The 22,094-nt window shown below is 70.2% G+C and carries 22 protein-coding genes; 14 read left to right on the top strand and 8 right to left on the bottom strand.

The annotated features are described in order from the left end of the window. Window positions 1-3: 3 nt before the first annotated feature. The 10 genes from AB0436_RS22820 to AB0436_RS22775 all read left to right on the top strand — a co-directional run bounded on the left by AB0436_RS22820 (window position 4) and on the right by AB0436_RS22775 (window position 11,215). Window positions 4-927: an N-acetylneuraminate synthase family protein gene (locus AB0436_RS22820; protein WP_366469788.1), complete on the top strand. Its 924-nt coding sequence runs from the start codon at window positions 4-6 to the stop codon at window positions 925-927. A gap of 40 nt (window positions 928-967) precedes the next feature. Then, complete coding sequence (locus tag AB0436_RS22815; RefSeq protein ID WP_366469787.1) at window positions 968-2,023, top strand: hypothetical protein; 1,056 nt, start codon at window positions 968-970, stop codon at window positions 2,021-2,023. A gap of 277 nt (window positions 2,024-2,300) precedes the next feature. Further along, window positions 2,301-3,497, top strand: coding sequence for an amidohydrolase (locus AB0436_RS22810; RefSeq protein ID WP_366470035.1), 1,197 nt, complete (start codon window positions 2,301-2,303; stop codon window positions 3,495-3,497). A 140-nt stretch (window positions 3,498-3,637) separates the two neighbouring features. Beyond that, the gene (locus AB0436_RS22805) at window positions 3,638-4,699 is read left to right on the top strand and encodes a BMP family ABC transporter substrate-binding protein (protein WP_366469786.1); all 1,062 of its coding nucleotides are present in this window, start codon (window positions 3,638-3,640) and stop codon (window positions 4,697-4,699) included. A 203-nt stretch (window positions 4,700-4,902) separates the two neighbouring features. Continuing rightward, the gene (locus AB0436_RS22800; RefSeq protein WP_366470034.1) at window positions 4,903-6,576 is read left to right on the top strand and encodes an ABC transporter ATP-binding protein; all 1,674 of its coding nucleotides are present in this window, start codon (window positions 4,903-4,905) and stop codon (window positions 6,574-6,576) included. Then, the gene (locus tag AB0436_RS22795; RefSeq protein ID WP_366469785.1) at window positions 6,573-7,706 is read left to right on the top strand and encodes an ABC transporter permease; all 1,134 of its coding nucleotides are present in this window, start codon (window positions 6,573-6,575) and stop codon (window positions 7,704-7,706) included. Before AB0436_RS22800 ends, AB0436_RS22795 begins: the two co-directional genes overlap by 4 nt. Beyond that, window positions 7,703-8,989 carry an ABC transporter permease gene (locus AB0436_RS22790; RefSeq protein WP_366469784.1) on the top strand — a complete coding sequence of 429 codons (1,287 nt, stop codon included), beginning with the start codon at window positions 7,703-7,705 and terminating at the stop codon, window positions 8,987-8,989. The genes AB0436_RS22795 and AB0436_RS22790 overlap by 4 nt, the downstream gene beginning before the upstream one ends. Continuing rightward, window positions 8,986-9,375 carry a cytidine deaminase gene (locus AB0436_RS22785; RefSeq protein WP_366469783.1) on the top strand — a complete coding sequence of 130 codons (390 nt, stop codon included), beginning with the start codon at window positions 8,986-8,988 and terminating at the stop codon, window positions 9,373-9,375. The genes AB0436_RS22790 and AB0436_RS22785 overlap by 4 nt, the downstream gene beginning before the upstream one ends. Before the next feature lie 106 nt (window positions 9,376-9,481). Further along, window positions 9,482-10,759, top strand: coding sequence for a thymidine phosphorylase (locus AB0436_RS22780; RefSeq protein ID WP_366469782.1), 1,278 nt, complete (start codon window positions 9,482-9,484; stop codon window positions 10,757-10,759). A 141-nt stretch (window positions 10,760-10,900) separates the two neighbouring features. Beyond that, complete coding sequence (locus AB0436_RS22775; protein WP_366469781.1) at window positions 10,901-11,215, top strand: STAS domain-containing protein; 315 nt, start codon at window positions 10,901-10,903, stop codon at window positions 11,213-11,215. A gap of 17 nt (window positions 11,216-11,232) precedes the next feature. Here the strand turns inward: AB0436_RS22775 and AB0436_RS22770 are convergent, their stop codons facing one another. Continuing rightward, complete coding sequence (locus AB0436_RS22770; RefSeq protein ID WP_366469780.1) at window positions 11,233-12,210, bottom strand: sigma-70 family RNA polymerase sigma factor; 978 nt, start codon at window positions 12,208-12,210, stop codon at window positions 11,233-11,235. Between the two features lie 139 nt (window positions 12,211-12,349). After that, entirely contained in the window at window positions 12,350-13,642 is a 1,293-nt protein-coding gene (locus tag AB0436_RS22765; RefSeq protein ID WP_366469779.1) for an MFS transporter, read from the bottom strand. A gap of 63 nt (window positions 13,643-13,705) precedes the next feature. Here AB0436_RS22765 and AB0436_RS22760 point away from each other — a divergent pair, with 63 nt between their 5' ends. Continuing rightward, complete coding sequence (locus tag AB0436_RS22760; RefSeq protein WP_366469778.1) at window positions 13,706-14,668, top strand: LysR family transcriptional regulator; 963 nt, start codon at window positions 13,706-13,708, stop codon at window positions 14,666-14,668. A 20-nt stretch (window positions 14,669-14,688) separates the two neighbouring features. Here AB0436_RS22760 and AB0436_RS22755 read toward each other — a convergent pair whose 3' ends face one another. After that, on the bottom strand, window positions 14,689-15,453 hold the full coding sequence (locus tag AB0436_RS22755; protein WP_366469777.1) for an alpha/beta hydrolase: 765 nt from the start codon (window positions 15,451-15,453) through the stop codon (window positions 14,689-14,691). Between the two features lie 103 nt (window positions 15,454-15,556). Between AB0436_RS22755 and AB0436_RS22750 the strand changes: the two genes are divergently transcribed. Together AB0436_RS22750 and AB0436_RS22745 are read left to right on the top strand one after the other, a co-directional pair. Further along, a complete protein-coding gene (locus AB0436_RS22750; RefSeq protein WP_366469776.1) occupies window positions 15,557-16,711 on the top strand; it encodes an adenosine deaminase in 1,155 nt (384 codons plus the stop codon). Window positions 16,712-16,835: 124 nt separating this feature from the next. Next, window positions 16,836-17,219 (top strand): ATP-binding protein, encoded by a 384-nt coding sequence (locus tag AB0436_RS22745; RefSeq protein WP_366469775.1) that lies wholly within the window; start codon window positions 16,836-16,838, stop codon window positions 17,217-17,219. A 96-nt stretch (window positions 17,220-17,315) separates the two neighbouring features. Here the strand turns inward: AB0436_RS22745 and AB0436_RS22740 are convergent, their stop codons facing one another. From AB0436_RS22740 to afsQ1, 5 genes are all read right to left on the bottom strand, one after another. After that, window positions 17,316-17,522, bottom strand: coding sequence for a PspC domain-containing protein (locus AB0436_RS22740; RefSeq protein ID WP_366469774.1), 207 nt, complete (start codon window positions 17,520-17,522; stop codon window positions 17,316-17,318). A 56-nt stretch (window positions 17,523-17,578) separates the two neighbouring features. Further along, a complete protein-coding gene (locus AB0436_RS22735; RefSeq protein WP_366469773.1) occupies window positions 17,579-18,145 on the bottom strand; it encodes a VanZ family protein in 567 nt (188 codons plus the stop codon). 99 nt (window positions 18,146-18,244) lie between these two features. Then, window positions 18,245-18,856, bottom strand: a complete 612-nt coding sequence (locus AB0436_RS22730) for a hypothetical protein (RefSeq protein ID WP_366469772.1) — start codon at window positions 18,854-18,856, stop codon at window positions 18,245-18,247. Then, window positions 18,853-20,325: an ATP-binding protein gene (locus AB0436_RS22725; protein WP_366469770.1), complete on the bottom strand. Its 1,473-nt coding sequence runs from the start codon at window positions 20,323-20,325 to the stop codon at window positions 18,853-18,855. Before AB0436_RS22725 ends, AB0436_RS22730 begins: the two co-directional genes overlap by 4 nt. Window positions 20,326-20,345: 20 nt before the next feature. Beyond that, entirely contained in the window at window positions 20,346-21,023 is a 678-nt protein-coding gene (gene afsQ1 / locus AB0436_RS22720; RefSeq protein WP_328540803.1) for a two-component system response regulator AfsQ1, read from the bottom strand. A gap of 179 nt (window positions 21,024-21,202) precedes the next feature. Between afsQ1 and AB0436_RS22715 the strand changes: the two genes are divergently transcribed. Beyond that, window positions 21,203-21,961 (top strand): SigE family RNA polymerase sigma factor, encoded by a 759-nt coding sequence (locus AB0436_RS22715; RefSeq protein WP_366469768.1) that lies wholly within the window; start codon window positions 21,203-21,205, stop codon window positions 21,959-21,961. Window positions 21,962-22,094: the final 133 nt, after the last annotated feature.

Raw genomic sequence — 22,094 nt, 5'->3', positions numbered from 1 at the left:
CTCATGCGCACCACCCGCCTCCGCACCCTCGGCAACAGGACCGCGGGCCCTGGCCACCCCGTCTACATCACCGGCGAGATCGGCATCAACCACAACGGTGAGCTGGACAACGCCCTCGCCCTGATCGACGTGGCCGCCGAAGCCGGCTGCGACGCGGTCAAGTTCCAGAAGCGCACACCCGAGATCTGCACCCCGCGCGACCAGTGGGACATCGAGCGCGATACCCCCTGGGGCCGGATGACGTACATCGACTACCGCCACCGCGTGGAGTTCGGCGAGGCGGAGTACCGGGCCATCTCGGACCACTGCGCGCTGCGCGGCATCGACTGGTTCGCCTCGCCGTGGGACACCGAGGCCGTCGCCTTCCTGGAGAAGTTCGACCTGCCCGCCCACAAGGTCGCATCCGCCTCACTCACCGACGACGAGCTGCTGCGCTCACTGCGCGCCACCGGCCGTACGGTCATCCTCTCCACCGGCATGTCGACCCCGCGCCAGATCCGCCACGCGGTGGAGGTGCTCGGCAGCGACAACATCCTGCTCTGCCACGCCACTTCGACATACCCGGCGAAGGCCGAGGAGCTCAACCTGCGGGTCATCAACACCCTGCAGTCCGAGTACCCGAACGTCCCGATCGGCTACAGCGGCCACGAGACCGGCCTGCAGACCACGCTGGCCGCCGTCGCGCTCGGCGCGGCCTTCGTCGAGCGCCACATCACCCTGGACCGCGCGATGTGGGGCTCCGACCAGGCAGCCTCCGTCGAGCCGCAGGGCCTGCAGCGCCTGGTCCGCGACATCCGCACCATCGAGGCCTCCCTCGGTGACGGTGTCAAGAAGGTCTACGACTCGGAGCTCGCCCCGATGAAGAAGCTGCGCCGGGTGGCCGGGGTGGTCGCCGAGGCCGACCACCGCGAGCCCGCGTCCGTCTGATCCGTCGAGGCACAGGTCCGTACGAGGAGAGGCCGCCCCAGTGAAGAGCGCCCCCGCCACGCTCGCCTTCGTGGAGAGCCCCGTCCAGCTGCTCAACCTGCTGGAATGGGCTCACACGGCGACCACGGACCTGACTGTGGTCGTCCTCTCACCGCTCGACCCGATGTCCCGCGGCCAGCTGCGCCGGATGGCCGAACTGGCCCGCGGCGAAGGGATCACGGTGCGGTGGGAGGAGGCGCGTGGCGGCGCGGCGGCGCCGTTCCGGACGATCGGCGGTCTCCTGCCGCTGCTTCACGGGGCCGGCCGGATCGTCATCGGCGACCCGTTCTCCCGTTACGTGCAGCTCCTCCTCTCGATCACCGGCGCCCGGGACCTGACGGTGGTCGACGACGGCACCGCCACCATGGAGTTCATCGCCCAACTCGCCGCGAGGCAGCCCCTGACCCGCTGGCACCGGCGTGGCCGCCGGGGCCCCCGCGACCTCCTCTTCGCCCCGATGTCCTCGGCGGCCCGCCGCCGGCTGACTCCGTCCCGCCGCCGCACCGTCGAGGTCTTCAGCGCCATGCCGGTCGACACCGCGCCCCCCGGCCTGACCATCACCCGGAACGACTTCGCCTGGACCCGCGCCCGCTTCGGACCGCCCCGCATCACCCGCACCTCCGACCTGGTGGGCACCTCGCTCGTCGAGACGGGGGTGGTGGACCCGGACCGCTACATCACCGCCGTGGCCTCGCTGGCCCGCACCCACCACGCGACCCGCTACTTCGCCCACCGCCGCGAAGCCACCGACAAACTGCACCGCCTGCACATCGAAACCGGCCTGGAGATCGTCCGCCCCGACCTCCCGCTGGAACTGATAGCCCGCCGCGGCCCCATCGGCCGCACCATCGTGAGCTTCCCTTCCACCGTGGTCCACACCCTCCCGCTCGCCCTGACCGGCACCGAGGTCCGCGTCGCCGTCTGCGACATCGACCCCGTCTGGCTCACCGCCACCGCCTCACCCCGCGCCCAGAGTTTCCTGGCGGGCGTCACGGGAACGGCCCGCGACGTGCAGCGACTTACTCCGATGGGGTCGGCACCGGCTGCGGGCCGGTGACGCTGCACGTCCACCGCCCGAACCTTGTACAGAATGTGGTGCCGCAGACACGGCTGCCAGGATCGGATCCCGGAACGCGCCTGCCTTTACCCATCGAAGGCGTAGGCCATGCCGCGCAAGCCGAGATTCTTTCGCCTATGCGGCTGAAATTCGCGGATGGACCGGTGGTTGAGCCGTGAAGGGGCCTAACCTTGAACAGGTGAACCACTTGACCCCCCTCGAGTCCGATGTTCATCAGTCCACCGACAGCGGCGCAGGCGGCGACGCCGGCGACGAGGTGCTGCCCGGGGTACTCCCGGCGGAGTTGCGTGACGAGCTGATCGCCCTCCGGCGGGATCTGCATCGGCACCCCGAGCTCGGGAACCAGGAGTTCCGTACCACCGCGGCGATCAAGGCGCGGCTCGAGCAGGCGGGGCTCGCGCCGCGGGTGCTCGACACCGGGACCGGGCTGCTGTGCGATATCGGCATGCCGGAGGGCGGCGGGGGAGCAAGCAGGCCGATGCTCGCGCTGCGGGCCGATATCGACGCCCTGCCCATCCCGGACACCAAGATCGGGTGCGCCTACCGGTCCACCGTGCCGGACATGGCGCACGCCTGCGGACACGACGTCCATACGGTGGCGGTGCTCGGCGCCGGGCTGGTGCTGGCCGAGCTGCACCGGGCCGGGCAGCTGCCGTTTCCGGTGCGGCTGATCTTCCAGCCCGCCGAGGAGGTACTGCCGGGCGGTGCGCTCGACGCCATCGAGTCCGGGGCGCTCGACGGCGTGGGGCAGATCATCGCGGTGCACTGTGACCCCAAGGTCGATGCCGGGCGGATCGGGCTGCGGACCGGGCCCATCACCTCCGCCTGCGACCGTGTGGAGATCACCCTGGACGGACCCGGTGGGCACACCGCGCGGCCGCACCTGACCACGGACCTGGTCACCGCCGTCGCGAAGGTCGCCGTCGACGTGCCGGCGCTGCTGGCCCGGCGGGTGGACGCCCGGTCGGGGCTCGTCGTCACCTGGGGGCGTATCGACTCCGGGCACGCCTGCAACGTCATCCCGCAGCACGCGGAGCTCTCCGGGACCGTGCGGTGTCTGGATCTCGACGCCTGGCGGGCCGCGCCCGACCTGGTGCATGCGGCGATCGACGAGGTGGCCGAAATCCAGCGGGCCAAGACGGTGATCAACTACGTCCGCGGGGTGCCGCCGGTCGTCAACGACGGAGCCGTCGCCGAGCTGCTGCGCGACGCGATGGCCGCCCGTCGCGGCTTGCACGCGATCGAGGACACCGCGCAGAGCCTGGGCGGCGAGGACTTCTCCTGGTACCTGGAGCGGGTGCCCGGCGCGATGGTCAGGCTCGGTGTGCGTACGCCGGGCGACGGCGTCGGAGGTGATTTGCACCGGGGTGATTTCGACGCCGACGAGTCCGCGATCGAGGTCGCCGTCGAGCTCTTCACTGCCGCCGCGTTGCTCGCCGGACACCGGTTGTAGCCGGCCACGTCAGGCCCCGTTCGCGTCGATCCGATAACAGGTTCCGAACGGGCCTTTACCTGACATCTACGCGCGTTACGATCCTGGCGAAAACCAGCGCCGGAAGAGGCGCTTCCAGTTTTGTTTGAAGGGACCTCCTCTTGCGCCGGGTAACCAAGATCGCTGCGTCTGGCATAGCCACCGCGGCCCTCGCTCTCTCCGTCTCCGCCTGCGGCAGCACGTCGACCCAGAAGGAGTCCGGCTCCGCCTCGTCGTCCTCCTCCTCGTCCAAGGGTGTCAAGGTCGGCGTCGCGTACGACGTCGGCGGCCGAGGCGACCACTCCTTCAACGACTCCGCCGCGCGCGGTATCGACAAGGCCAAGTCAGAGTTCGGTGGTGACGTCAAGGAGCTGACCGCCAAGACGTCGGACACCGAGGCCGACCGCGAGCAGCGGCTCACCGACCTGGCCGACGCGGGCTACAACCCGATCGTCGGCATCGGCTACTCCTACGCGCCGTCGATGAAGAAGGTCGCCGCGAAGTACCCGAAGGTCACCTTCGGCCTCGTGGACTCCGTGGTCGACGCGAAGAACATCGACAACATCGTCTTCACCGAGGAGCAGAGCTCCTACCTCGCGGGTGTCACCGCGGCGCTGAAGACCAAGACGAAGCACGTCGGCTTCATCGGCGGTGTGGACATTCCGCTGATCAAGAAGTTCGAGGCGGGTTACGTCCAGGGCGTCCAGGACACCAACAAGAGCATCAAGATCGACCGGCAGTACCTGAGCCACGGCTCGGACACCTCCGGCTTCGCCAGCCCCGACAAGGGCGAGCAGGCCGCGCAGGGCATGCTCGACAAGGGCGCTGACGTGGTCTTCTCGGCGGCCGGCTCGTCCGGTAACGGCGCGATCGAGGCCGTCCACGGCAAGAAGGGCGCCTGGGCGATCGGCGTCGACTCGGACCAGTACAACATTCCGTCGCTGGCGCAGTACAAGACCTCGATCCTGACCTCGGTCGTCAAGAACGTCGACATCGGCGTCTACGACCTGGTCAAGTCGGTCCACGACGGCAAGCCCGTCACCGGCACCAACACCTACTCGCTCGCCAAGGGCGGCGTCTCGCTGTCCACCAGCGGGGGCTTCATCGACGACATCAAGCCGCAGCTCGACGCGGCGAAGAAGAAGATCGCCGACGGCACCGTCAAGGTCAAGACCACTCCCTGACCCGCCGTCTCCCATGGGCCCGGTGAGAGGGTTGCCACATCCCCTCCCGGGCCCCCTAACGACCTGGCGCGCGATAGGCGTCGGGTCGTAACAATGTGTCAACTCTACGCGTGTAGCGTGCAGTTGGCGCGTTAGCGTCACCGCACCCCCGACTCCGCCGGGGCCCGCCGCCCCATCGCTCCTTCTCCCGAGGAGAGTGCGTCATCAACGCGTCCAGCCCGCCCGCCGTCGAACTGCGCGGCATCACCAAACGATTCCCCGGTGTCGTCGCCAACCGCGATATCGACATCACCGTCCGCAAGGGCACCGTGCACGCGCTCTGCGGTGAGAACGGTGCCGGCAAGTCGACCCTGATGAAGATCCTTTACGGCATGCAGAAGCCGGACGAGGGCACCATCACCGTCGACGGCAAGCAGGCCTCCTTCGCCACGCCCGCCGACGCCATCGCGCTCGGCATCGGCATGGTGCACCAGCACTTCATGCTCGCCGACAACCTCACCGTCCTGGAGAACGTCGTGCTCGGCGGCGAGAAGCTGCACGGCATCGGCAACAAGGCCCGCGCCAGGATCAAGGAGATCTCCGACGCGTACGGGCTGAACGTCCGCCCGGACGTCCTGGTCGAGGACCTCGGGGTCGCGGACCGCCAGCGGGTGGAGATCCTCAAGGTGCTCTACCGCGGTGCCCGCACCCTCATCCTCGACGAGCCGACCGCGGTGCTGGTCCCGCAGGAGGTGGACTCGCTCTTCGACAATCTCCGCGAGCTGAAGTCCGAGGGCCTGACCGTCATCTTCATCTCCCACAAGCTGGGCGAGGTGCTGTCGGTCGCCGACGAGATCACCGTGATCCGCCGCGGCACCACCGTGGGCACCGTGGATCCGGCGTCCACCACCACCAAGCAGCTGGCCGAGCTGATGGTCGGCAGCGAGCTACCCTCGCCGGAGACCCGCGAGTCGACGGTCACCGGCACCCCGATGCTCACACTCGACGACATCAGGCTGACCGCGGCCGACGCCGACGGCTTCGTGCGCGAGGTGCTCTCCGGCATCTCCTTCACCATCCACCGGGGCGAAGTCCTGGGCATCGCGGGTGTCGAGGGCAACGGCCAGGCGGAGCTGGTCGAAGCGATCATGGGGATGCGCGAACCGGACGGCGGGGTCATCACCCTCGGCACCACGGACATCTCGCACACCCCTACCCGCACACGGCGCGAGAGCGGCGTCGGATACATCCCCGAGGACCGGCACCGCCACGGCCTGCTGCTCGAGGCGCCGCTCTGGGAGAACCGCATCCTCGGCCATGTCACCGAGGAGCCCAACTCCCGGCGCGGACTGATCGACGCCAAGGCGGCGCGCGCCGACACCGAGCGGATCATCGCCGAGTACGACGTCCGTACGCCGGGGATCGACGTCACCGCGGCCTCGCTCTCCGGCGGCAACCAGCAGAAGCTGATCGTCGGCCGGGAGATGAGTCACCGCCCCAGACTGCTGATCGCCGCGCACCCCACCCGGGGCGTGGACGTCGGCGCGCAGGCGCAGATCTGGGACCAGATCAAGGAAGCCCGTCGGGAGGGGCTCGCCGTCCTGCTGATCTCCGCCGACCTGGACGAGCTGATCGGCCTGTCCGACACCCTGCGGGTGATGTACCGCGGCCGGCTGGTCGCGGACGCGGACCCCGCCACGATCACCCCCGAGGAGCTCGGCTCCGCGATGACCGGCGCCGCCAGCGGACACCTGGACCACGGCGAGAAGCCCGTTCCCGACGGGACGGCAGTCCCGAGGACTCCGGCCGCCCCGAAGACGCTGGGGATCCCGGAGTCCCGGAAGACTCCGGACACCCCGGACACCGCCGGCGGCGAAGCTGGGGGAGAGGACCGATGAAGAAGTACACCTCGCGCATCGACCGGGAGCGGCTGATCCTGGCGATCGCCGCCCCGCTGCTCGCGATCGTGGCGGCCCTGGTCGTCACCGCGCTGGTCATCCTGGCCACCGGCAAGGACCCGTTCGCCGCGTTCAGCGACATGATCAGCTTCGGCTCGGCCAGCGACAGCCAGATCTACATCCTCAACAAGGCGACGACGTACTACCTCGCCGGCATCGCGGTGGCCATCGGCTTCCGGATGAACCTCTTCAACATCGGCGTCGACGGCCAGTACCGCATGGCCGCCTTCTTCGCCGCGGTCGTGGGCGGCGCGCTGACGCTGCCCGGCGCCGTCCAGATCCCGCTGATGATCGTCACCGCCATGCTGGTCGGTGCGATGTGGTCGGGGATCGCGGGTGTGCTGAAGGTGACGCGGGGCGTCAGCGAGGTCATCTCGACGATCATGCTCAACTCGATCGCCACCGCGGTCATCGCCTATCTGATGCAGCCGGGCCGGCTCGGCCAGCTCGACGACTCCGGCACCCTGGTCTCCACCAAGCCGCTGCCCAGGTCCTCCTGGTTCTTCTCCATCGACACCGGCCCGGCCGGCGTGCTGTGGGGTTTCATCTTCATCGCGGCGCTGGCTGGTGTCGCGTACTGGTTCGTGCTGGGCCGCACCCGCTTCGGTTTCGACCTCCGCGCGGTCGGCCAGTCCGAGTCCGCGGCGTCCGCGAGCGGGGTCAGCGTCAAGAAGATGGTCGCCACCAGCATGATCATCTCTGGCGCCATGGCCGGTCTGATCGGCATGCCGACGCTGCTCAACGACAGCCACATGTACAGCAACGACTTCCCGCTGGGTGTCGGTTTCACCGGGATCGCGATCGCCTTGCTCGGCCGCAACCACCCGGTCGGCATCGCGCTCGGCGCGCTGCTCTGGGGCTTCCTGGAGCGCACCACCAACCACCTTGAGTTCATGGGCTACGACAAGGAGATCCTCGGCGTGATCCAGGGCGTCATCGTCCTGTGCGTCGTGATCGCCTACGAGGTCGTACGCCGTTACGGGCTCAAGCGCCAGCAGCAGAAGGTCGGCGCCGAACTCGCCGCGCAGGCCGCCTCGATCAAGCAGGACCAGCAGGAGGTGACGGCATGACCGCGACCATGACGAAGACCCCGCCTCCGGCGGCTCCCAAGGCGGCGAACGCCACGTCCGGCCGCAAGATCGGCCTCTCGAAGATCCTGCTGATCATCGCGGGCGCGCTGATCCTGGTCTCGCTGGTCCGCATCATCACCGGCGCCGACCAGCTCACCTCGGAGGGTCAGATCAGCGCCTCGCTGGGCCTGGCCGTGCCGATCGGACTCGCGGGCCTCGGCGGCCTGTGGTCCGAGCGGGCCGGTGTCGTCAACATCGGCCTCGAAGGCATGATGATCCTCGGCACCTTCGGGGCCGGCTGGATCGGCTGGCAGACCAGCCCCTGGCTGGGACTGCTGGCCGGCATCACCTTCGGCATGCTCGGTGGCCTGATCCACGGCATCGTCACCATCACCTTCGGCGTCGACCACATCGTCTCCGGCGTAGCGGTCAACCTGCTGGCGCTCGGCGCCACGCAGTACCTCGCCAAGATCTTCTTCAACCACGGCGACGCCATCGCCGCAGGCGGCAACCCCAAGCAGTCCCCGCCGGTCGACTCGATGCCCACCGTCACCATCCCGGGGCTCTCGGACGGGTTGTCGTCGATCGAGAAGCACCACTGGTTCTTCGTCTCCGACCTCGCCGGCATCCTCGGTGGCCTGGTCACCGATGTGTCGGTGCTGACGATCCTGGCCGTGCTGCTCTTCGTCGGGACCTGGTGGGTGCTGTGGAAGACCGCGTTCGGTCTGCGGCTGCGCTCCAGCGGTGAGAACCCCATCGCGGCCGAGTCGCTGGGCGTGAACGTCTACCGGTACAAGTACGCGGCCGTCGCCATCTCCGGCGGTATGGCCGGTCTCGGCGGTGCGTTCCTGGCGATGGTCCCCACGCACATCTACCTGGAGAACCAGACCGGCGGCCGCGGTTACATCGGCCTCGCCGCGATGATCTTCGGCAACTGGCGGCCCGGCGGACTCGCCATGGGCGCGGGCCTGTTCGGCTTCTCCGACGCGCTGCAGCTGCGCAACGGCGGCGAGACCGTGCACGCGCTGCTGCTGCTCATCGTGGTGCTGCTGGTGCTGCTCGCGGTGTGGAAGCTGTACCGCAAGGCGATGATCCAGGGCACGGTCAGCGCGGTCATGGCCGTGGTCGTCCTGGTCTGGTACCTGTTGACCGACGATGTCCCGTCCGACTTCGTGGGCGCCACGCCGTATGTGGTGACCCTGCTGGTGCTCTCCCTGTCCGCGCAGCGGCTGCGGATGCCGAAGGCGGACGGTATGCGCTACCGGAAGGGCCAGGGCAAGTGACCGAGGTCGACTGGGACGCTCTGCGGGAGGCCGCGCGGGCTGTGATGGCCCGCGCCTATGCGCCGTACTCGCGGTATCCGGTCGGGGTGGCGGCCCTGGTGGACGACGGTCGTACGGTGGTCGGCTGCAACGTCGAGAACGCCTCGTACGGTCTGGGCCTGTGCGCCGAGTGCGGTCTTGTCTCGCAGTTGCAGGCCACCGGCGGCGGCCGGCTGACGCACTTCACCTGTGTGGACGGTGAGGGCGCGGTCCTGGTGCCGTGCGGTCGCTGCCGGCAGCTGCTGTACGAATTCGGCGGGCCCGGGCTGCTGCTCGAAACACCCGGCGGTGTGCTGCCGCTGTCCGAGATGCTGCCCCAGGCGTTCGGCCCGCAGCATCTCGGCTGAGAGCGACGGCCCTCCCGGGAGCGTGGGAGGGCCGTCGACCCACTCTTCTCTATGCGCGTAGAGTCGCGCGATACGATTTTTTTGCCGGAAGGCCGGAAGGAAAGCCATGGACGTCATCTCCGTCATCCGCACCAAGCGGGACCGCGGCGAGCTGAGCCCCGAGCAGATCGACTGGGTGATCGACGCCTACACCCGCGGCGAGGTCGCCGACGAGCAGATGTCCGCGCTGGCCATGGCGATTCTGCTGAACGGCATGAACCGCGCCGAGATCGCCCGCTGGACCGCCGCGATGATCAACTCCGGTGAGCGGATGGACTTCTCGGCGCTCTCCCGACCGACCGCCGACAAGCACTCCACGGGCGGTGTCGGCGACAAGATCACCCTGCCGCTCGCCCCGCTGGTCGCCGCCTGCGGGGCCGCCGTGCCGCAGCTGTCGGGCCGCGGTCTGGGCCACACCGGCGGCACCCTCGACAAGCTGGAGTCCGTCCCCGGGTGGCGGGCGCTGCTCTCCAACGCCGAGATGCTGGACGTCCTGGACTCGGTCGGCGCGGTCATCTGCGCGGCGGGCGACGGCCTGGCGCCGGCCGACAAGAAGCTGTACGCGCTGCGCGACGTCACCGGCACCGTCGAGGCCATCCCGCTGATCGCCTCCTCGATCATGTCCAAGAAGATCGCCGAGGGCACCGGTTCGCTGGTGCTGGACGTCAAGGTCGGTTCCGGCGCCTTCATGAAGAACCTGGCCGACGCCCGCGAACTGGCCTCGACCATGGTCGGCCTCGGCGCCGACCACGGTGTGCGGACGGTCGCACTGCTCACCGACATGGCCACCCCGCTGGGCCGGACCGCGGGCAACGCCCTCGAGGTGCGGGAGTCCGTCGAGGTCCTCGCGGGCGGCGGCCCGGCCGACGTCGTCGAGCTCACCCTGGCGCTGGCCCGGGAAATGCTGGACGCGGCGGGGCTGCCGGACGCCGACCCGGCCAAGGCGCTCGCCGACGGTTCGGCGATGGACCACTGGCGCCGGATGATCTCGGCCCAGGGCGGCGACCCGGACGCGGCCCTGCCGGTCGCCCGCGAGCAGCATGTGGTCACCGCCGCTTCGAGCGGCGTGCTGACCCGCCTCGACGCGTACGACGTCGGGGTGGCCGCCTGGCGTCTCGGCGCGGGCCGGGCGCGCAAGGAGGACCCGGTGCAGGCCGGGGCGGGCGTCGAGCTGCACGCCAAGCCGGGGGACCGGGTGACGGCGGGGCAGCCGCTGCTCACCCTGCACACCGACACCCCGGAGAAGTTCGGTTACGCCCTCGAATCGCTCGCCGCCGCGTACGAGATCGCCCCCGCCGGGACCGCTTTCACGGCGAGCCCGATCGTCCTGGAACGCATCGCCTGACCGGGATATCCGCGCTCGGCAGGGGCGTGCCCATGGCCGACCACGGTCTGGTGGGGGGACCGCACGCCACCGCCCTGATCTCGTCGCAGGGCGTGCTGGGCTGGTTCGCGGCCCCCCGGTTCGGCCGGCGGCGGCGCACCGATGATTTCCGTTCGCCGCGCCGGTCTTCCCCTTGTGGATGTCACCGGGCCGATCGCCCTTGTCGTTGCCGGGCCGGTCGGCCGGGCCGATGTCCCGCGCCTGTGCGAGGAGCTGCGGGCGCTGCTGACCAGCACGGGGGCGCCCGTGGTGGACTGCGACGTCGGAGCGCTGACCCGCCCCGACCTGACCGCGGTCGAAGCCGTCGTCCGGCTCCGGCTCACCGCCCGCCGGCACGGCAGCCGCATCCGCCTGCGCCATGCCGCTCCCGCGCTCGTCGCACTGCTGGAACTGGTGGGGCTTGCCGACGAGTCGTAGGGAGGTGGCGGCCGCGCTCACTCCTCCAGGCGGGTGGGCAGGTCGAACAGCGGGAACCAGCGCTCGGTGTCCAGGAAGGACGTGATCCCGGCGATCGCGCCGTCGGTGATCTCGATGACCATGAGCGCCCAGGGGTCGAAGCCCTTGCCCGATTCGCTCGGGTGGTAGTGCGCGAAGGCCGGCGTGCCGTTGGCCACCACGGGCACCAGGCGCGAACCACGGCAGACCGAGCCGACGCCCAGCATCCAGCCGACGATGTCCTCGTGTCCGCGCAGCCACAGGTCGTAGGGCGGCATGGACAGCGTGGCGTCCTCATGCAGCAGCGCGGTCAGCGCCTGCATGTCATACCCCTCGAAGGCCGCCACATAGCGGGCGAGCAGCTTCTGCTGTTCCTCGTCCAGCGGGTCGGCGGAGTCGGTCGTCGCGGGCGGGGATTCGGCGAGCGTGGCACGGGCTCGCTGAAGTGCGCTGTTGACCGAAGCGACGGTCGTTTCGAGCAACTCGGCCACTTCGCTCGCCTTCCAGGCGAGCACCTCGCGCAGGATCAGCACGGCCCGCTGCTTGGGCGGCAGATGCTGCAACGCGGCGACGAAGGCCAGCCGGATCGTCTCCCGCTCCACCGCGGTCTCCGCCGGGTCACTCACCGAGGGGAGCACCCGGCCGTCCGGCACCGGCTCCAGCCAGGTCACCTCGGGGCGGGAGTTGAGCGCGGCCTGAGCGACCGGGGTGGCAGCGGTGAGGTCCATCGGGCGGGCGCGCTTGCTGCCGGCCTTGAGCATGTCCAGGCAGACGTTGGTCGCGATGCGATACAGCCACGAGCGCAGCGAGGAACGCCCCTCGAACCGGTCGAAGCTCCGCCAGGCGCGGACCATGGTGTCCTGCACGGCGTCTTCCGCTTCGAAGGCCGAACCGAGCATCCGGTAGCAGTATCCGGTCAGCTCGGTCCGGTGCCCTTCCAGACGGACGTCGAGGTCGGTTGTGGCCAGGTCGCTCATAGGGTGCCCCCTGCTTGAATCCCAATCGCACCAGCGATTGAAAAGCTACAGGGGGCCACTGACAATCGCCCCCGGAACAGCCGTTCACCACCCGTCCGGGGCGGGGCAGGTCTCTTGCGCGAGCCCGGCTCGGCGCCGGTCAGCGCACCGCGGCAGTCATCCGGCGGGCGGCCCGGGCGCTGTGCGACCCGTGCACGGTGACCGCCACGACACCGAGTACCGCAAGCAGCCCCAGCGCGACGGTGCCCGCCCAGCCCGCGGCATGGAAGGCGACCGCGCCGAGCGCACCGCCGGCGCTGCTGCCCAGGTAGTACGCCGACTGGTAGAGCGCTGACGCCTGGGCCCGGCCGGTCTTCGCGGTGTGGCTCACGGCCGACGAGGCGACCGCGTGCCCGGCGAAGAAACCAGCGGTGATCAGGACGAGCCCTAGCAGTACGACCGGCAGCAGGTCGGCCAGCGAGAGCAGCAGGCCCGCCGCGGTCGTCGAACCGGCGAGATAGAGCGCACCGCGCCGGCCGAGCCGGTTGACCAGCCGTCCGGCGGCCGCGGAGGAGACCGTACCGACGAGATAGACCAGGAACACCGAACCGGCCAGTCCCTGGGCCAGATCGAACGGTGCGCCGACCAACCGGTAGCCGATCACCGTGTACACGGCACCGAACACCGTCATGAAGAGCGCGCCGATCGCGAACAGCCGGCGCAGCAGCGGGTCGCCGAGGTGGGCGCCGACCGTACGGCCCAGGGCCCGGGGGTTGAGGGAGACCGGGGTGAAGTTGCGGGCTGCCGGGAGCAGCAGCCGGAAGCCGACCGCGCAGACCACCGCGACCAGGCCGATCGTGCCGAGCGCGGCGCGCCAGCCCCAGGCCTGCGCGGCCCAGCCGGCCAGGATGCGCCCGCTCATCCCGCCGATGGAGTTGCCCGCGACGAACAGACCGATCGCCGCCACCAGTGCCTTCGGCCGCACCTCCTCGGCGAGAAACGCCATCGCCGATGCGGGCAGCCCGGCGAGAGCCGCGCCCTGCACGGCGCGCAGCGCGATCAGCCAGCCCAGGTCCGGCGCGAACGGAACCAACAGTCCGATGACCACGGCGACCGTCAGCGAGGCCGTCATCATCGTCCGCCGTCCGAACCGCTCGGACAGCGCGCTGAGCGGCAGTACGAAGAGGGCGAGTCCGCCGGTCGCGGCGGAGACCGTCCAGCTGGCCTGGCTCGCCGTGACACCGAAGTCGGAGGTGATCGCGGGCAGCAGCGCCTGCGTGGAGTACAGCAGGGCGAAGGTGGCCACACCGGCGGCGAAGAGCGCGAAGCTCATCCGGCGGTAGCCGGGACGGCCCGGCATCAGCTGCTGCGGTTCGGCGGACGCGGACTGGGGCGGGGCGGACTCGGACGGGGCGCTCGACGTGCTCAGCGCCTCGGTACTCGCGGGAGGCATACGGCGAACGTAGGCCGACCGGCTCTCATGCGTCCAATGCACGGACTGGCCATAATCGTTCCCATGGTGCATGACAACAGCTCACAGCCCCGGATGTCACCCGGTAGTTACGAAGAAGACATCCGCCTCCTGCTCGCGCCTCGCCTCGCCTCCTTCGAGGCGGTGGCCCGCCACGAGCACGTCACCCGGGCCGCGCACGAGTTGTCGGTGCCGCAGTCCACCCTTTCGCGTGCCATGGTCAGGCTCGAGGCGGACCTGGGGGTGGCGCTGTTCGCCCGCAAGGGCCGCACCGTCTCACTGACTCCGGCCGGCCGGACGTTCCTCACCACCGTCGAGCGGGCTCTCGCCGAGGTGGAGCGGGCTGCGGACTCGGTACGGGCGGACGCGGATCCCACGGCGGGCCGGGTCTCCTTCGGCTTTCTGCACACCATGGGCTCCGAGACGGTGCCCGCACTGATCCGCGCCTTCCGGGCAGACCATCCGAAGGTGCGCTTCCAACTGGTGCAGAACTACGGCGAGGCGATGCTCAAGGGGCTGCGGGCGGGGGAACTCGACCTCTGCCTCACCTCGCCGGTCCCCGACGCGCCGGATCTGGTCGCCCGCCGTCTCGACGAGCAGCGGCTGCGGCTGGTGGTGCCGGACGATCACCGGCTGGCCGGACGCAAGCGGATCCGTCTGATCGAGGCCGCCGACGAGGCCTTCGTCACGCTGGAGCCCGGATACGGCCTGCGGCGTATCACCGACGACCTGTGCGCCGAGGCCGGCTTCACCCCGCGGGTCGCCTTCGAGGGCGAGGAGGCGGAGACCCTGCGCGGTCTGGTCGCCGCCGGCCTGGGGGTGGCGCTGCTGCCCCCGCCCGCGGTGCCCAGGCCCGGGGTGGTGGAGCTGTCGGTCACCGCGCCGCGGGCCGTGCGCGAGATCGGGGTGGCCTGGCTGGACGGCCACCCGGACACGCCTCCGGTCGCCGCCTTCAAGGAGTTCCTGTTGTCACGGCGGGGAAGACTGCTGCCCACCTTCAGCTCCTGAGGCTGTCCGAAGGCCTGCGGCTACCGCTCCAGCGTCCGTCCGAACCCCGCCGCCAACGGCATCCGCAGCCCCAGCGGCGGCGGAGCCGCGAGCGCATCGACCACCGGCCGCGAGAACCGCCGGGAGAACAGCGTCCCGCACACGAAATCCGATGCGAGCGCCATCACCTCGGCCCGGTGCTGGCGCAGTGCGTGGCCGTCCGAGTGCACCTCGAAACGGCAGGTGGTGCGGTTGATCTTCTTGGCGCGTTCGGCCAGGCGCAAGGAGAGCTCCGGGTCCGCACGCCGGTCCGTCGTGCCGTGCACGATCAGCACCTGCCGCCCCACCAACTGCTTCACCGGCTCGGGTGCCGGGGCCCGGTCGTCGTCCGGGAGCCACGGAGCGATCGCCAGGACCGAGGCGACCGCCGGGTGGCCCGCCGCGTGCAGGGCCGCGCGGCCGCCCATGCCGCGCCCGGCCAGGCAGACCGGCACGTCCCCGTAACGCCGTACGGCCTCGTCCACGCACCGGTTCGCGTCCTCGGCGAGATGCGCGTCGGTGCCGTTCCAGCCGTGAAAGCGGTACCGGACGACATGGGCCGCCAGACCGTCGTCGCGGCCCGCCCGGGCCAGCCGTCGGGCCAGCGGGCGGAGGGAGGCGTACGGAAGAGGAGAGGGGCGGCGCTTGGAGAGCGGGGCGCCGTCGGGGAGCAGCAGCACCACGCCACCGACCCCGGAACGGGCGCCGTCCGCCCCGACTACCGGTCCCAGCCGGGCTTCCGGCAGGCCGGGTGCTTGCTGTGCCATAACGGAACAGTCTCAGAAGCGGAGGTGTACTCCACCCTCCAAGACGGTCACTGTTACATATCGGCGGGGACTGTTCTACGCGCGTAGGGGCTAAAGTGCACAGATGACGAGCCAGACCGGGCAAGCGCCCACCACCGACCAGATCAGCCGCGCACCGAAGGTGCTGCTGCACGACCACCTCGACGGCGGCCTGCGCCCCGGCACCATCATCGAACTCGCCCGCGCCGTGGGGTACGAGTCGCTTCCCGAGACCGAGACCGACAAGCTCGGCATCTGGTTCCGGGAGGCGGCGGACTCCGGCTCGCTGGAGCGCTATCTGGAGACCTTCGCGCACACCTGCGCCGTCATGCAGACCCGCGAGGCCCTGGTGCGGGTCGCCGCCGAATGCGCCGAGGACCTCGCCGAGGACGGCGTGGTGTACGCCGAGATCCGCTACGCGCCCGAGCAGCACCTGGACGGCGGGCTGAGTCTCGAAGAGGTCGTCGAGGCGGTCAACGAGGGCTTCCGCACGGGCGAGCGGATCGCCCGTGAGAACGGCAGGCGGATCCGGGTCGGGGCGCTGCTCACCGCCATGCGGCACGCGGCCCGCGCCCTGGAGATCGCCGAGCTCGCGAACCGTTACCGCGATTCCGGCGTCGTCGGCTTCGACATCGCGGGCGCCGAGGCGGGTTACCCGCCCACCAGGCACCTCGACGCGTTCGAGTATCTGAAGCGGGAGAACAACCACTTCACCATCCACGCCGGCGAGGCCTTCGGTCTGCCGTCGATCTGGCAGGCGCTCCAGTGGTGCGGCGCCGACCGGCTCGGCCACGGCGTGCGCATCATCGACGACATAGAGGTCGCCGACGACGGCACGGTGAAGCTCGGGCGGCTCGCCGCCTACGTCCGCGACAAGCGCATCCCGCTGGAGCTCTGCCCGACGTCCAACCTGCAGACCGGCGCCGCCGCCTCGTACGCCGAGCACCCGATCGGGCTGCTGCGGAGGCTGCATTTCCGGGCGACGGTGAACACCGACAACCGGCTGATGTCCGGTACCACCATGAGCCGTGAATTCGAGTCCCTGGTCGATGCATTCGACTACACGCTCGACGACATGCAGTGGTTCACCGTCAATGCGATGAAGTCGGCGTTCATTCCTTTCGATGAACGGCTGGCCATGATCAACGACGTCATCAAGCCCGGTTACGCCGAACTCAAGGCGGAATGGCTGTTCCGTCAGACCGCCGTGACCAGTGGTTCCAAGGATTCGACGAGCTGAAGACGCCGACCGAAAGCGGCCGGGCGCCGGTGGTTACGGGCACTGACGGGTGTTTGCGGGACGTGCTGACGGATGGCTACCTTGCGTAACCGCTCAAATTCCCCGTCACAAGGACGTTTTCCTCATGAAGCAGTCTGCTGCCAAGACCCTCGGTGTCGCCGTCGTCGGTGCCGCTTTTGCCGCAGTCGCCGCCGGTTCCGCCTCCGCAGCCACCGTTCCGGCGGCCGCGCCGAACGTGTCAGGAGCCCTGGACTCCGTCGCCGAGGCACTCCCGGTGCAGGTCGGCCCCGCCCAGCTGCCGCTCGGAGCCGGCAAGTCGGTGGACGCCGGTCGGACCGCCCTCGGCAGCGAATCGGCAAGCCTGCCGAACGCCCTCGCCGGCACCCTGTCGAAGGGGCTGCCCCTCAACGGCGGGGCCAACCCCGGCGGCCTGCTCGGCGGCCTGCCCAGCGGCTCGCTGTCCGGCAACTCGCTGCCGGGCGATGCGCTGTCCGGCATCGGCGCCTGACACCGGAGCGCCGGCCGGCCCAGCAGTGAAGCGGCAGCGGGGCGCACACCCGTCCCCACGGGTGTGCGCCCCGCTGCGGTCGTCGGCGGGCCCGGACTACCAGGCGGTCGACGCCGACCTCGGAGACTCGGACGGCAGCAGGATCCACAGCGCCAGGTAGAGCAGGAACTGCGGCCCCGGCAGCAGGCACGAGACCACGAAGATCACCCGCATGGTGGTGGCGGACGTGCCGAAGCGCCGTGCCAGCGCTGCGCACACTCCGCCGAGGACACGGCCGTCACGGGGGCGGGCAAGTGCGGACATGAGGGGCTCCTTCGGGAAGCTTCGGGAGCTGCTCCGTCGCGCTCCCGGTACTTCCACTATGACGCGGAGCGTTGGTACAGAGCGTCGCTCCGCGGGGCGATCCCGACCCTGGGAATCATCGGGGTCGGCCCCTGAGCAGGCTCCTCCTGCGGTGGGAGCGCGCGGCGTGGCTGCGCCTGCCTGCCGCGCAGCCGGGACCGTGCGGCAGGCACCACCGCGACGTGCGCCAGGGCCACCCCGACGGTGTTCAGCAGCAGCGAGTCCACATCGACGACCTGGCCGGGCACACCCGTCTGCAGCAGTTCGATGGCCAGCGAGATCAGAGCGCCCGCCGCGACCGTACGGGCCAGCGAGGCCCACGGAGAGCCGTACAGCCGGGCGCCCGCGAGCGGCAGCAGCACGCCCAGCGGCGCGAGCAGCAGCAGGCCCTCGCCGATGCGACGCGTGGCTTGCAGGGCGCCGAGGGCCAGGTCCGCGCGGAGGCCGGCGAACGGGGTGAAATTCGATGCGGTCACCCACATCACGTCAAGGGGTCGCAGCGTCAGCCAGCCGACGACCAGCAGATGCGCGGCGAGGAGGACGATCCCCGCGACGCGGACACGGATGACGGCGCGGCCGCCCATTCCTTGACGCACGCCTTCCAAGACGCGGCCACCATCGGGATCGGTTCCGCCGACTTTGTCACGGTGACGTGCCGGTCGCGTCAGGCACTGGGTCCCGCGTCAGCCACTTGGCCGTAGGTTGCCCAGGTTCGGGTCGGAGCCCGGCCGGGTCTTGAGGTCCTGGGTGCAGGAGTACGCCCGCGGCGGGTCCTGCCCGGGGCCGCCGAGCACCACCGAGCCGTCGGTCTCCGCCGCCGCGCTCTCCGCGTAGGTGCAGACGATCTGGGCGAGGGCGTTGGCCGGCAGGTCCTCCGGTGCGACGCTCAGTCGCAGCGCTCCCGCCGGGTCGCTCCGGTGCCCGGCGCTCACCGCGATCGGATCCCGTACGTCGGTGGTGAAGCCGGCGTTCTTCTCGGCGGCGGTCGGCGGTTCGCGCAGTTCGTCGAGGAGCTTCTCGGCGACCCGTACGCCGTCGGACAGCGTCCGGCCCTCGGCGATCTGCACCGTACGGTCCACGGAGACCAGGCGGCTCCCGCAGACCAGATAGACCCGGACCGGGATGCCCTCGAGCGCCTGAGCCGTGACGTTCTCCGCGGGCAGGTCACAGGCCACCCGGGAGGGCGCGGCCCCCGCGTCCACCGGCACCGAGGTGTCCCGGATCCCGCATCCGGTCGCCGCGGCGAAGAGCGCCGCCACCCCGATGAGCGCCGCCACCGGCCTGCCCGCCCTCATGCGTGATCGCCTTCCTGGTCGTCGGCCGGATCCGCCGGGTCGCGGGGCAGCCGCAGGGTGAACACCGCACCGCCGTCCGCCGCGTTGGCCGCGGTGATGTCCCCGCCGTGGATGTGTGCGTTCTCCATCGCAATGGAGAGGCCGAGGCCGCTGCCGTCCGAACGCGGCCGGGAAGCGCTCGCCTTGTAGAAGCGGTCGAAGACGTGCGGGAGCACGTCCTCGGGGATGCCGGGGCCGTGGTCCTGCACCTCGATGACCAGCTCTTCGCCCTCGATCCGCACCGCCACCCGCACCGGGGAACCGCCGTGCTTGAGCGCGTTGCCGATCAGGTTCGCCAGGATCACGTCGAGGCGCCGCGGGTCGAGACGCACCATGATGCCGCGGTCGGCGTCGAGTTCCACCGCGTCGAGCCAGGCACGTGCGTCGATGCAGGCGGTGATCTGGTCGGCGATGTCCACGTGGTCGAGGACCAGCCTGGCGGTGCCCGCGTCGAAGCGGGTGACCTCCATCAGGTTCTCCACCAGCGTGTTGAGTCTGCGGGTCTCGCTGACCACCAGCTGCACGGCGGGCGCGATCATCGGGTCGAGGTTCTCGGACTCCTCCTCGAGGACCTCCGAGACGGCGGTGATCGCGGTCAGCGGGGTCCGCAGCTCGTGCGACATGTCGGCGACGAAACGGCGGCTCGCCTCCTCCCGCGCGCTCATGTGGCTGACCTTTTCCTCCAGCGCCTCGGCTGTCCTGTTGAAGGTCCGGGAAAGATCGGCGAGTTCGTCGGTGCCGGAGACCCTGAGCCGGGTGTCGAGCTCGCCCTCGCCGAGCCGCCTGGCCGCGTCCCCGAGCCGCTGTACGGGCCGGAGCACGGTGGTGGCCGCCGCCTGGGCGAGCAGCGCGGAGCCGATCAGCGCCAGTGCGGTGGCGATCGCCAGTGACCAGGCGAGGGAGTTGAGGTCCTCGCGCTCCTGGGCGAGCGAGGTGAGCATGTAACCGGTGGGCCCGCCCCCGATGATCCGGGTGCCGCCGACCAGATACGGCTTGCCGTGCAGGGTGATCCGCTGCCAGAACAAGTGGTACGCGTACGCGTTGCTCGCGCCGACGTCCTGCTGCTTGCCCACCGCCTCCTGGAGCCGTTGCGGCACATCGGACAGGGTGAAATTGTCCAGGTTCGAATAGCCGACGACCGGTTTGCCCTTGGCCCGCTCACCGACCAGCAGCACGCTGTATCCCGGGTTGCTGCTGCTCGCTATCTGCACGGCGGCGGTCTGCAGTTCGTTCTGCGACGGCTGCAGCGGCAGCGAGGCGGCCCGGTTCTGCATCTCCTGCCGGAAGTCCTTCAGCGCGGAGTCCTGTGTGCGGGTCAGTACCGCCTCACGGTTGAGCCAGTAAGCGATGCCCGACGCCGAGACCGCCGCGGTGAGCGCCACCAGCGCGAAGACGACGACGAGCCGCAGCCGCAGACTGGTCCATCGCAACCTGCGGAGGAACGTACGACTCACTGAGGAGTGTCCAGCCGGTAGCCGACGCCACGGACCGTACGGATCAGGGTCGGCGAGGACGGCACGTCCTCGACCTTCGCCCGCAGCCGCTGGACGCAGGCGTCCACCAGCCGGGAGTCGCCGAGATAGTCGTGCTCCCACACCAGCCGGAGCAGCTGCTGGCGGGACAGTGCCTGCCCGGGCCTGCGGCTCAGCTCGAGGAGCAGCCGCAGTTCGGTCGGCGTGAGCTGAAGGTCCTCACCGTTTTTGGTCACGGTCATCGCGGAACGGTCGATGACCAGACTGCCGAAGGCCGCCGAGTCGGTGGACTCGCGCTCCCCGCGGCGGAGCACCGCACGGATCCGGGCATCGAGCACCCGGCCCTGGACCGGCTTCACCACATAGTCGTCGGCGCCGGACTCCAGGCCGACCACCACATCGATGTCATCGCTGCGCGCGGTCAACAGGATGATCGGCAGCTGGTCGGTGCGTCTGATCCGCCGGCAGACCTCGAAACCGTCGATCCCGGGCAGCATCACATCCAGCACGATCAGATCGGGCCGCTGTTCGCGCAGCAGCTTCAGACCGTCCTCGCCGGTGGCGGCCGTGGCCACACGGTGCCCCTGGCGTGACAGAGACAGCTCAAGAGCCGTACGGATGGCGTCGTCGTCCTCGATCAGCAACAGGAAGGGCACGGGGGCCATTCTGGCCCATGGGGGCAGCGGAGTTCGACCTCTGGAGCGCTCTGATCGCTTCCGCCTCCCGTCATCCCCCCTTGTAACGCGGCTGTGACAGTCGGCAGACACCGTCATGAAACTGCCAGGGCAATCTCTTCATCACAGGCCGAGCACGACTCCACGACGGGGGGCGCGAGATGAACACACTGCACAGCACCAACTCCAGCGCAGTAATCACGCGTCTGCACGACGTAGTGGCAGCGCGCAACGCCGAGAAGTCCGGTGCCGTAAGCAGGCGGGGGTGTGCTCGCGGCACCGGGCGTCAGTCCACGGCGTACATGACCGTGGTCGACGCACCGCTGGAACAGACGCCGTCGGAGCACGCCGAACACGCGGCGGCGTACCGGGAGGACACGGGGGAGCGGCAGTCCCTGTCGGAGGCGGAGTTCACCGCCTACGTACAGGAACGCCGCGCCTCCCTGTACGCCACCGCGTACCACCTGACCGGTGACCGCTTCGAGGCCGAGGATCTGCTGCAGAGTGCGCTCTTCTCCACCTACCGCGCCTGGGACCGGATCAGCGACAAGGCGGCGGTCGGCGGCTATCTGCGCCGCACCATGACCAATCTGCACATCAGCGCCTGGCGCCGGCGCAAGATCAACGAGTATCCGACCGAGCAGCTCCCGGAGACGGCGGGCGACACGGACGCGATGCGCGGAACCGAACTGCGCGCGGTGCTCTGGCAGGCGCTGGCCCGGCTGCCCGAACCGCAGCGCACCATGCTGGTGCTGCGCTACTACGAGGGCCGCACGGACCCGGAAATCGCGGACATTCTCGGTATAAGCGTCGGCACGGTGAAGTCGAGCATCTGGCGCTCCCTGCGCCGGATGCGGGACGACGAAGCGCTCAGCTTCGGCCGTGACGAGGAGGATTCCTTCGGCGAGTTGGTCGCCTGAGGATCGGGGGTACGGGGGCCGCCGCCTCGGGGGATGCGGCGGATGTACCGAGGGGGGTAACGGGGTACGGGGGAGCGGGGGCGGGCGGGCCGGGGGGGGGCGGGCCGCCCCCGAACGCGGGGCGGCGCAGAGA

The organism is Streptomyces sp. NPDC051322, assembly GCF_040689485.1.
Classification (GTDB): Bacteria; Actinomycetota; Actinomycetes; order Streptomycetales; family Streptomycetaceae; genus Streptomyces.
Note: the sequence above shows the minus strand (reverse complement) of the source record. Positions and strands in the feature narration are given on the sequence as shown.